We start from the raw sequence: 11537 nt of genomic DNA on the forward strand, positions 1-11537 counted from the left end.
CCTTCCTTTCTATTCATTTTGAATAGTAATACGGTAACGAACACCTTCTTGCTCAGCTGACTCGACACTGATTTGGTAGCGATCCCCAAAATAGAGGACAAAGCGTTCGTGTACATTGACTATTCCAATTGATTGTCGCTCTCCGCTATAGCTTGCCTCGTGCTCAAAACTTCTCTGAGTTAGTTTTTCTTGCAAGCTAGCTAGTTTCTCAGCAGTCATCCCGCGACCATTGTCTACTACTAGGATTTCAACAAAACCTTGGCCCTTCAAAACCTTGATACTGATCACATTGTCTGTTCGACGGTGATCAATACCGTGGGCAAAGTAGTTTTCGACCAATGGCTGGAGCGTAAACTTGGGAATCCTCATATTTTCTAATTCGGGTGCAATCTTAAAACCATAGGCAACTGACTTTGGATAACGCACCATACAGAGATAGCTGTATTTGCGACAAAATTCTAATTCTTGCTTCAGCGTCGTTTCCCGCTCATCGGAGATATTATTGCGTAGTAAACTGCTAAATTCATAGATAATATCCGCCAGTTCATCTTGGCTTTCCATGACGGCATACATGCGCAGAAACTCTAAGGTATTGTACATGAAGTGAGGATTGATTTGAGCTTGTAAGGCCCGCATATTGGCATCTTTCTGACTGAGCTCTAGCTGATAGATATCATGGATATTTTTTTCCAGTCGATCCAACATATCATTGGTGGTTTCTGCGATGAGGAGCAACTCTTGGTCTTTTTTAGAGGTATCGATTCGAAGGCCTTCTTCTCCTTGAGCAATCACCTCGATAGACCCGACCAGATCCACAACCTGCCTTTGGTAATTGGAGAAGGTCTGCCTCAAGGTCACATATAAAATAATAATAAAGAGACCACTCAAACCAACAATGACAGCAGAACTAGTTAAAGTCCCAGTAAGAACAAAATTCTTTGGAACTGCTGATTGGACTTGATAGCCGTGTGATGTCAAACCTACAATCCAATTTTCCCGTTCAGCTACTACATTTTCTCCTATATGAAACAATTCAGTATCAAAAGGGGAGGTGATCGTCACGGCCACAGGAATCAGACCGCGAGTATTATCAATTGCTTGGTAAAGTACATCCTGCGATAAAGAAATGTAGATAACACCTAGAGACTGATCGGAGTTAGGATCAAGTACTGGTATGGCAAAACTATTGGCTGCTGGTTTGAAATCCTCAGCAAGAATTTTCTCCCCGCTACGTTTCTCTCTAGTAGAAACGTAGACTTCCTTGTAGTCTTGCAAAACAATTGCAACACCTGTCACAAAGTCATTTCTTACATACAAATCATCAATGTTTTCATACAAGGATACTGAGACATAGGGAGACGCTTTGCGTTGCAACAGCCAGTAAAAATAATCCGATGTACTGAGACTAAAATACTTGTAAATCCCCTCTATCCGTGCTCGATTTTCAACCAGTTCCTGCGCTAGCTGAGTCGACTCCCTGTGGTAATATTCAATCTCACTCACTGTCCGAGTGGTCACACGTTGAGCTACTCGTTGGGCTTCTTTTTCACGGGAACTCCAGTCAGCATAGGAGAGCATGACCGCAAAACTTGCAATGATGACAATCATCACCAAGGTATATATGCGCAAGAGCGAGTGGAGCCAGAACGGCTTCATTTTATTTTGTCGCCAATTTTTCATGGATACTTTCATATACAGGTTCCAACATATCACTGATAAAGAAATGCCACATACCAATTCCTACGAAGGAAAGCAAGGCGGGCATATAGTAACCAATTCCTATAAGCATAACCGTACCAAATAAAACCTTGGCAATTGCCGGCAAATTCATAAAAATCCCGATAAGAGCGAGTTTTACAGTATTTCGATAAGAGAGCTCATAGTGGACTTGGAGTTTCAATGAAACGGTATAAGCCAAAAAAACAAAGGCAACAACAAGGATATTGAGAAAGGTCGCCAAGAGATGGAAGATAGTCTGATGGGGCAATTGAACCAAAAGGTACAAACCATAGACTAAGACTAGATCCACAAGTACAAAACTGTAGAAAGCTAGGTTGCTCTTGACAAAGTTACTCTTATACAATTCCCAAGCTTCTTTCAAGCTATAAGCTCGGTAAGTATAACCGTGCTCCGCATATAAACTCATAAGAGTTGCGCTAGCTGGTGCCAAACCAAAGACTACACCTCCTGCTAGTGTGAATAACCAGAAAAAAGCCGTCGCAATCATTCCTAAAAAGAAACGATTAAAGACGAATTCTAGAAACTTTCCCATAATATCCTCCTTAAAACAACTATGTAACTATTATATCATATTTCAAACGTTTTCAAAAACATGGAGCACCCATTTACAATCCTCTAAAAGCGTGCTACAATTGATTTTGACAGATTTATATAAGGAGATTCTCATGAAGAAAAATATCTTAACTACCCTCTTAGCCGTCGTTCTCTACTTCCTCTGTCTAGGAATTGGAGTATTACTTGGACACCTGGTCGACTCAACGGGCAATATGTTCTATGCGCCTGCCTTTTCTGCCCTTGTTGGAGGGAGCGTCTACATGCTTCTTTTAGCAAAGGTTCCTCGTTTTGGCGCCATTACTACTCTCGGATTCTTTATGGCTCTCTTTTTCCTAGCTAGTAAACACGGCGCTGGTACCTTTCTACCAGCTATCACTTGCGGTCTTGCAGCAGATGCCACCGCTCGCCTCGGCCACTATCAGGATAAGATTAAAAATCTTTTCTCCTTCCTCGTCTTTGCTTTCAGCACAAGTGGTCCCATCCTCCTCATGTGGATCAATCCTGCATCCTACGAAGCAACTCTCCTCGCTCGTGGAAAATCCCAAGAATACATTGACCGTATCATGGTCGCTCCAGAGTTAGACAAAATTTTTCTCTTTGTCGCAAGTATTCTCCTTGGTGCCTTGATTGGTGCTTTACTTGGGCAAACCATTAGTAAAAAGTTTACACACAAAATCTAATCACTAAAAAAGAGCCCTTCGGCTCTTTTTATTTATGACTTAATTTCTTGGTCAAGAAATCTCCCAAGAACTGGATTGTAAAGATAATCAGAATGATAATGATGGTTGCCAAGATGGTCACATCGTGATTGTAGCGGTTAAATCCATAAGCGATAGCTACGTTACCGATACCACCTGCTCCAACCGCTCCCGCCATAGCTGTTTCACCAACAAGGGAAATCAAAGTCACAGTCGTCACACGAATCAGATCTGGAAGACCTTCTGATAGGTAAACACCCACGATATCCCAGAAAGTCGCTCCACTGGCCTGCGCAGCCTCAATGACACCGCCATCCAGTTCAGCCAAGACCACCTGCACCTGACGGGCAAAGAAGGCAAAGACCGCAAAAGAAAGTGGAACAAGGGCTGCATTTGGCCCAATACTAGTCTTGACAATCAAGTGAGAAAGTGGTGACAAGATAGCCAAAAGGATGATAAAGGGAACCGCACGGAAAATAGAGGTAATCTTATCCAAAATCCAGAAAACGACCTTATTTTCCAAGACACCACCTGGCGCTGTCAAGACAAGGAAAAGACCTGCCACGAGTCCCAAGAACCCTCCGATGATAAAGGAAAGAACTGTCATATAAAGAGTTAGGTAAATGGCTGTTCCCCAACCTGCCTGACCAGACCAGCCCATCTTATAGACATTTGGTAAATAAGTTTGAATCAACTCTGTCATTTTACTGTCCTCCCTTCAATACTTTTAACTGGACACCAGCCTGACGGATGGCATCTTGAGCACCTGCTAGTGCTGATTTTTCACCTGACAAGACCACAACCAATTCTCCAACGGGAGTACCATCGAGAATTTCGATATTCCCATAGAGGATATTGGCCGTTACTTGGGAATGTTTGTACAATTCATTCAAAAGTGGTTCGTCTGTCGAAGCCCCTGCATACTTGAGCTGCACTAAAATACTGTTCTCAGATAAATGTTCTACGATTTCTTGCTTCTCAATCTTGACCATGGCTTCATCAATACCTGTAGCTGTTGAAATAAAGTCCTGGGTCAAAGGTTGTTTAGGGTCTGAGAAGATTTCAAGAACACTGCCCTCTTCAATCAAATGCCCATCCTGCATAACCGCCACACGGTTGGCAATGTCTTTGACAATCTGCATTTCGTGTGTAATCAGGACAACAGTCAAGCCTAATTTTTGGTTCAAATCTTGCAATAAAGCCAAAATTTGCTTGGTTGTCTTAGGGTCAAGGGCAGAGGTTGACTCATCTGAAATCAAGATTTTTGGATCATTGGCCAAGGCACGCGCAATCGCCACACGCTGTTTTTGCCCTCCAGATAGTTGGGAAGGATAGTTTTCTGCACGATCTGCAAGTCCAACCAAGTCTAACAACTTAGCTACTTTTGCTTTCTTTTCTTCCTTACTTAGTCCAGAGTGTTTAAGGGCAAAGGCCACATTTTCCTCTGCTGTCTTTTGACTCATCAGGTTGAAATGCTGGAAAATCATCCCAATGTCTTGACGTTTGCGACGTAACTGCTCTGCCGTTAAGGTCACCTTACCGTCAAAAATGACGTCGTTATCAATGGTAATTTTCCCTGCAGATGGCTTTTGCAAGAGGTTAATCACCCGGACAAGAGTGGATTTCCCTGCTCCAGAATATCCTACGATTCCGTAGATATCCCCTTCTTGGATGTGAATGGTCACATCCTTGACCGCTGTGATGGTTCTCTTCTTTTGATGAAAAGTCACATCGATCTGATCTAACTTGATAATATCTCTACTCATAGCTTCTAATCAGCTCCTCTACTAATTCAATATGGGTGTAGTAATCGGCGATTCGCACGTTTTCATCTCCACCGTGGTCTCGGCTATTGGCATTCCCTAGACCGAAGGCCACCATGGGTACCTCTAAGGCATCAAAGACCGTATGCATAGGTCCTGTCCCCGCTGTGGTCGGCAAGACTGATACGCCCTGAGGATAGAATTTCTTGGCCAACTCGATGACATTGAGAATGGCTGGCGCGCTCATATCGCTTCGATAGCTCATCTCTCCCAAGGTATAGTATAATTCTACCTTATCAAAGCCATTTTTGTCTAGCTGTTTCCGAATTTTTTCCAGAACATCATGCGGTTCTAGGCCAGGAACCAAACGAACCTCTAGCTTGGCACTAGCTTCTGCTGGCAAAATCGTTTTAACCCCTTGCCCCTGATACCCTGACTGAATCCCTTCGATATTAAGGGCTGGTTCAAAAAAGAATCGTTTGAGAAAGGCGGCACGATCCTCTTGTAAGAGAGGCAATTCCAAGCCATAAATACGACTAATTTCCTCAGGATTGCGTTGGGCATAGGTATCTACCAAGGCTAGTTCTCGTTCATTTGGCTCTTGAACATCCTCGTACAAGCCTTCTACTAAGATACGTCCATCTGCTGCACGTAGGCTACTTAAGGCCTGGATAAGATACCATGGAGCTGATTCCACAACTCCACCATAACTCGAGTGGATATCCACATCAGCACTTTTCACCTTAGCATCAAAGGTTACAATCCCTTTGTTTCCGCCAGAAATCTCTAACTGCTCCAAGGCATTTTTGGTTCCTTGCTCCCAAACTAGTAAATCCGCCCCACGAAGTTTGTCTGCGTGTTTCTCTAAATACTTATCTAGATCCATGGAAGCAGACTCCTCTGCCCCTTCCATGATAAAGCTAATATTGACAGGTAGGTCATCGTGGTGCTGCATATACTTTCTCAAAGCACTCAAACGAGCTGTGATATGGCCTTTGTCATCGTCAACACCACGTCCATACATAAAACTATCTCGCACAGAAAGGGTAAAAGGATTCTCTGTCCACACCTGGTCGCCATCTGCTGGCACAGTGTCATAGTGATTATAGAAGATCAAGGTCTTGGCATCTGGACGCGAACTCTTGAAATGCGCCATGACAAAAGGCGCCGTGTAGCTCTCATCAATCTCCACTTCAGCCCCTACACGCTTAAAAATCTCACCCAAATAGTTTGCGACTTCCTTGAGTCCAACCTGCTGGGCAAAGACTGATTTCTTGGAAATTAAGGTGCGCAAGACTTCAAAATAATGCTGGGCCACATGATCCTTTTCAAATTTTTCAATCTGCTCTTGTTCGCTAGGAAAAACCATTTTCTCTCTCTTTCTACTATGTACTTGTGTCCTTGGAACGACTGCAAGTGCTTCTTTAAAATCAACTCTCTATACAAAAGCAAGAGGTGGGAACTCTCTCCCACCTCCCTGTGTCTTATTACCAAACTGGTTGATCCAAACCGTCTGATGTTTCTTCGATAACTTTTTTCACTTCATCAGTGTGGTAAGCTGCGATAATTTTCTTGATGGCATCAGCTTTAGGTGATGATTCCCAATCTTTTTTCGCAACGATGATGTTGTACCATTGTTTTGAGTTTTCATCAGCTTGTTCTTTGAAGAGTGCTTTCTTGTAGTCCAATTTTGCTTCTGTAACGAAAGTATTGTTTACAACGGCAGCATCAACTGATGACAATGAACGAGCTGTTTGGCTAGCATCCAATTCAGTAATCTTCAAGTTCTTTGGATTTTCTTTGATGTTTGCGATAGTAGCAAGTTCAGTTCCTGAAACATCCAATTTAATCAAACCAGCTGATTGAAGCAAGTAAAGCGCACGGCTTTCGTTTGTTGCATCGTTTGGTACAGCGATTTCACCCTTATCTGGGATTTCTTCCACTTTAGTGTACTTGTTTTCTTCTCCATTTTTACCTGAGTAAAGGCGGATTGGTGAGATGTAAGTATCTGCAATCGCTGTAAGATCTTTTCCGTTTTCTTTGTTCCAGTTGTTCAAGAAGTTGTAGTGTTGGAAGGCGTTCAAGTCTACTTCACCATCAGCAGTTGCCTTGTTTGGTTGAGAGTAGTCAGTGAACTCTGTGAATTCCAATTTAATACCGTCTTTTTTAACCAATTCTTGGATTTTATCCCAACGTTTTTCTTCAGAACCACTACGGTTAACTGTTGCGATTTTAACAACTGTTTCGTTGTCCGCTTTCTTTTCTGAATTTCCGCAAGCTGCAAGAGCCAAACCTGCGACTGTAGCAAGAGCTGCTACACTGAGCCATTTTTTGATTTTCATGATTCTATCTCCTTTAAAAATAATACCGTAATAGTATCTCATACTTTATTTGATTTCGCAAATTGTTATTAGATAGGCAGACATATAGTTTAAAACTATATGTCTGAAAATTGAGAAATCATCCGCCTTTCTCAGACTGGATGATTTCATACGACTATTTAATATCAGCTTCTGCTGGGAGGTAAGTGTCCCCGAAGAACTGTTTAGACAATTTTTCAAGAGTTCCATCTTTGTAGAGTTCTTGGATACGTTTGTCCACAAATGATTTCAACTCATCTTGACCTTTAGCAAGAAGTGGGTATACGTAAGGTTGTTGGTCGCTTGGAAGCTCAATCACTTTCAAGTTGTCCAAACCTTGATTTTTGATAACTGTCTCCACACCAATTTTATCAAAAATCTTGTAGTCAAACTGACCATCGCTCAAACGAGACATGATTTGCTGGAAATCAGCCTTGGTGTAGTTAAGAACCGTTGGGTTGTCTGCGTGTTGTTTGTTATAGTCTTCCAGTTGTTTAGCTGTTGTTGTTCCTTGAACGACTTCAGTAGATTTTCCACCAATATCATCGAGAGACTTAATACTGTTATCGTCTTTCTTTACAACGAGAACGTTAGGATTTTTAGCAGTTGGAGCTGCATAAAGGTATTTTTCAGCACGTTCTTTGGTATAGCTGATATTGTTCACAGCCATTTGGTAGCGATCAGCGTCAAGGCCCGCAAAGACACCTGACCACTCTGTCTTTTCAAACTTGACATCGTATTTGTCAGAGTCTTTAAAGATAGCACGAACTACTTCAATCTCATAACCAGTCAACTCACCGTTGTCTTCATAGTTAAATGGTTTTGGTGAAGCGTTGGTCGCTACAACAATTTCTTTCTTACCAGGTGTTGCTGCTTCGCTAGATGCGCTATCTTTCTTATCTCCACCTGAGCAAGCTGCTAGCACACCTGCGGCAACGAGTCCTAAGGCAGCAAGAGATGAATATTTGACGATTTTTTTCATGTCATTTCCTCCAAAATAGAATACTGTACTATCTTAACAGAAAATATTTTTTTTCGCCATTATATGATACCTATCTCGGTGATAGGTTTTTCTTATAGCTGATTAAAAGACCAGACGCAAGACTGCAATCAAGACAACCCCAAAAAGAACCGTACCCACTAGATTGCGGTAGCGAAAGGCTACCCAAGCCGTTGGAAAGACTGCTAAAAAGTCTAGCCATTTGATTTGAGGAAGGCTTCCAACCTTACCTGACACCACACTTGAAAGGATCAAGGCAAAGATAATGGAAACAGGTAAAAACTTCAAAAAACGCTCAACGATAGCTGGCAAACCCTTGTACTTGACCAAGATGAAAGGAATCATACGAGGAATCCAAGTCACCAATCCAGAAAAGACGATTGCCATTAAAATATACTTACTGACCATCTAAGAACACCCCCATGGTACAACCTAGCAAAGTCGCAAAAAGAACAGCTAGCGACTGGGACACTACTGTCAAGAGGAAAAAGAAAGACACCGCAACAACTGCTAGGATAATGAGCAGATTGCGGACAGGAATCCGTCTTTGCATAATCTGGAATTGCGAAGCAAAAATTCCGATGAACATCCCAACCAGGGCAAAATCTAATCCAAAGACCTCAGGATTTGGAAGAAGGCCACCTAAAGCAGTTCCCACCACTGTTCCAATAAACCAGGCTACATAACTGTTGAGATTGTTCCCATGCATCCACATAGGATTGACCTTGTCTGTATGGGCTAATTCTCCCATCAAAACCCCATAGGTTTCATCTGTCAGGAGACTGGACATGCCGATATTTTGCCAGAGACTAGTATGACGGAAATAAGTCGACGCATGCAGACTCAACAAGAAGAGACGCAAGTTGATCAAAAAGACCGTCATGGCAATGGCCGCCACAGGCGCTTGGACCGCAATCAATGCCAACATGGCAAACTGGGCACTCCCAGCATAAACAAATAGGCTCATCAGGCCCATCTCAACAGGTGTCACATGGGGAGCGCCGATAATCCCGCAAGCTAGACCGATACTAACATAGCCAAGGGCAGTCGGCATAGCCGCCTGAACACCCTCCCAAAATCCTTTTTCTTTCATCTCTCTCCTCTTATTTTCTTCGTTTGAGGCTGTTCATGGTCACAGCCACAGCACGGACTATTATAACATATTCAAAGAAGAGAAAAAAGTTTAGAGTTTGAAACTTAGAGCTAGTAAAAAATGCTGAAATCCCATGAGTGTTATTAATGCATCCTAAACTGATCCACCCGAATAGTATACTTTTTATCTTCAATTTCTTTAGCATCTTCATCTTCTGTCGGATAAACATCGATCCAAAATTCTCTACTTTGTCCTTTCAACTTGACTTTATAGCGATAGCCGTCATCGTATAGTCCTACCGTCTCGGTAGTTACAGATTGAAAATTCGGAAGAGCTTCAATTTCTTTTTTTATAGTATGGGATAGATTGTTGAGCACTACATATTGCTCCCCTTTTGAAGCTACAGGAATATGAGCTGTCGCTTCTTCCAAGCGATGCGATTTTGAAAATGTGAATCTTGCTCGACCTGTATAACCATTCAAAGCAATATTTTCGTAATCATAGAAAAGACGTCCCGTTTTATAGAAATAAGGGTCTTCAGCACGCCAAGTATCTCGATAGGCCATCTCTGTTTCCTCCACTACTTCGCTAGCCTCTCCAAACACTTCTTCAAAGGATTTAAGGGACATATTGAATGAAAGGGATTCAAACAAGACCAGTTGTGTCTTTTTAACATTCTGGCAAGCTGTTAAAAGCATGAGGAAAGCTCCAAGAGCAAGCAGACTGTTTATTATTTTGTTTCTCATATACCTACTATACTAAAAAACTCTCAGACTGACAAACTTTGATAGAGTCGGATTCCGTGATTAGATTTTAAAATTGCTTCTTTTTATTTTAAATTGAGCAATGGTCAGTAACAAACCGCCATAATAAGAAAAAGACTGGGAAGCCAGCCTTATCGTATGAACAAAAGTTAAATCAGAAATCCCTACTAAATGCTCTCACGAATATTCAAGAGCATGACAAATGCGGTTAGGAGTAATAGCAATAGAATAAAGCTGACCGCTAGGGTTCCAAAACTTGTAGCAATCGTTACGAAAACGATTGTGAATAGACTTGGTAAAACAACCGTAATAGCACCAATAGAGGATTGAACCGCTCCCATTGACTCCTCAGGTATTTGTTTAAAGACGAGTTCTTGCAATCTAGGAGAGAGTATACCTGCGATGAAGGCATCCAAGGAGCTGAAAAGCAGAATCAAGCCAAAATGAACTGTGGCAAATCCTACTAAAAGGAATAACTGGATGACGACCGAAGCGTATAGAGCTGTTTTTATAGAAATCGTATTTTTCAGATAGCCACTCACAAGACTTCCGACAATAAGTGCTGATAATTCTAGTGTTGATAACAAAGCAAGAGATTGACCAGTTTGTAAATTCAAAAACGGTTGGTTCCTTAAAAAAAGAGTCGAAATAGGAACAGTGACATTAATCACAGCTTGGCTGATAGAGACGATAAATAAAATGAAGATCACTCTATCCATATTCCAGATCAATTTCGATGATTGGAACAAATGCTGGCAAAACGATTTTACAGAAAGACCTTCTTGATAGCTAATTGTTTTTTCAACTTTCAAAAGATCATTTTTTATGAAGAGAATACCTACAAATGCTATCAGAAATGTAAGAGCGTTTAGCAAGGAAATAAACTGAATGGAAAGAATTCCTAGTAAAATCCCTCCTAGAATATTACTGATTGTCCGAACTAAACTAACTGTTGATTGTTTAAAGCCAATGGCTTCTGTCAGATGTTCTTTCCCAATGATTCTTATAAAAATAGGAGTTAGCATGGCTCCTGAAAAATAACTCAATGTATCCGACAAGAGGTTCATCAAACAAATAAAGAATACGAGCCATAAGGAAAAGGACTGCCCTGAAAGCGAAAGTGCCACTATAGAATAAAGTACAAATTTGACAAAACTAATAACCGTATACTTTAGAACGCGATGATGTTGAAAGTCAGCCAAAACTCCCATAAAGATTTGCAGAACTTGAGGAACAGTCTCTGAAATCGTGATGAGTAAAATTGCCAAGGGGGCAAACGAAGCATCTGCCACATAATTCAAAAAAGCAAGATAAAAAATCGTATCCCCAACCGTTGAAATCCACTGGTTGATGGTTAATTGCCTAAAATCTCTATTTTGAATAAATACTTTCATCGCAACTCCTTTTTAGTTCAAATGGGAAATTTTCCCCCGCAAGATAGACCGGTATTATTGAGCACCTAAAATTACAGCAACGGTAAAATCTGACCAATGCCGTTGTAAACTATATGCAGTCCAATAGGCCAATAAATGGACTTTGTTGCTCTAAATAAGACTGCAAATAT

At 41.4% G+C, this 11537-nt stretch carries 12 protein-coding genes and 1 pseudogene; 1 reads left to right on the forward strand and 12 read right to left on the reverse strand.

The features are described 5' to 3' along the window. Window positions 1–9 precede the first annotated feature (9 nt). Window positions 10–1680: a sensor histidine kinase gene (locus E2R31_RS03295; protein WP_131199978.1), complete on the reverse strand. Its 1671-nt coding sequence runs from the start codon at window positions 1678–1680 to the stop codon at window positions 10–12. After that, entirely contained in the window at window positions 1658–2272 is a 615-nt protein-coding gene (locus E2R31_RS03300; RefSeq protein WP_132972801.1) for a YesL family protein, read from the reverse strand. Before E2R31_RS03300 ends, E2R31_RS03295 begins: the two co-directional genes overlap by 23 nt. 133 nt (window positions 2273–2405) lie before the next feature. On the opposite strand from E2R31_RS03300, the gene E2R31_RS03305 reads away from it, so the two are divergent. Next, complete coding sequence (locus tag E2R31_RS03305) at window positions 2406–2975, forward strand: MptD family putative ECF transporter S component (protein WP_132972803.1); 570 nt, start codon at window positions 2406–2408, stop codon at window positions 2973–2975. 28 nt (window positions 2976–3003) lie between these two features. On the opposite strand, the gene E2R31_RS03310 is transcribed toward E2R31_RS03305, so the two are convergent. The 10 genes and pseudogenes from E2R31_RS03310 to E2R31_RS09955 all read right to left on the reverse strand — a co-directional run. Then, a complete protein-coding gene (locus tag E2R31_RS03310; RefSeq protein ID WP_000137510.1) occupies window positions 3004–3696 on the reverse strand; it encodes a methionine ABC transporter permease in 693 nt (230 codons plus the stop codon). A 1-nt stretch (window position 3697) separates the two neighbouring features. Beyond that, the gene (locus tag E2R31_RS03315) at window positions 3698–4759 is read right to left on the reverse strand and encodes a methionine ABC transporter ATP-binding protein (RefSeq protein WP_132972805.1); all 1062 of its coding nucleotides are present in this window, start codon (window positions 4757–4759) and stop codon (window positions 3698–3700) included. Further along, window positions 4752–6125: a M20 family metallopeptidase gene (locus tag E2R31_RS03320; RefSeq protein ID WP_132972807.1), complete on the reverse strand. Its 1374-nt coding sequence runs from the start codon at window positions 6123–6125 to the stop codon at window positions 4752–4754. The genes E2R31_RS03315 and E2R31_RS03320 overlap by 8 nt, the downstream gene beginning before the upstream one ends. Before the next feature lie 118 nt (window positions 6126–6243). After that, entirely contained in the window at window positions 6244–7098 is an 855-nt protein-coding gene (locus tag E2R31_RS03325; protein ID WP_132972809.1) for a MetQ/NlpA family ABC transporter substrate-binding protein, read from the reverse strand. Window positions 7099–7252: 154 nt separating this feature from the next. Further along, entirely contained in the window at window positions 7253–8098 is an 846-nt protein-coding gene (locus E2R31_RS03330; protein WP_125398529.1) for a transporter substrate-binding domain-containing protein, read from the reverse strand. Window positions 8099–8200: 102 nt separating this feature from the next. Beyond that, window positions 8201–8524, reverse strand: a complete 324-nt coding sequence (locus E2R31_RS03335; protein ID WP_000253910.1) for an AzlD domain-containing protein — start codon at window positions 8522–8524, stop codon at window positions 8201–8203. Beyond that, the gene (locus E2R31_RS03340) at window positions 8514–9209 is read right to left on the reverse strand and encodes an AzlC family ABC transporter permease (protein WP_132972813.1); all 696 of its coding nucleotides are present in this window, start codon (window positions 9207–9209) and stop codon (window positions 8514–8516) included. The genes E2R31_RS03335 and E2R31_RS03340 overlap by 11 nt, the downstream gene beginning before the upstream one ends. Before the next feature lie 143 nt (window positions 9210–9352). Next, window positions 9353–9955: a hypothetical protein gene (locus tag E2R31_RS03345; protein ID WP_132972815.1), complete on the reverse strand. Its 603-nt coding sequence runs from the start codon at window positions 9953–9955 to the stop codon at window positions 9353–9355. 185 nt (window positions 9956–10140) lie between these two features. After that, on the reverse strand, window positions 10141–11367 hold the full coding sequence (locus E2R31_RS03350) for an MFS transporter (RefSeq protein ID WP_132972817.1): 1227 nt from the start codon (window positions 11365–11367) through the stop codon (window positions 10141–10143). A 71-nt stretch (window positions 11368–11438) separates the two neighbouring features. Continuing rightward, window positions 11439–11537: pseudogene (locus E2R31_RS09955) on the reverse strand (CPBP family intramembrane glutamic endopeptidase); the annotation flags it as partial.

The organism is Streptococcus downii (genome assembly GCF_004353325.1).
Classification (GTDB): Bacteria; Bacillota; Bacilli; order Lactobacillales; family Streptococcaceae; genus Streptococcus; species Streptococcus downii.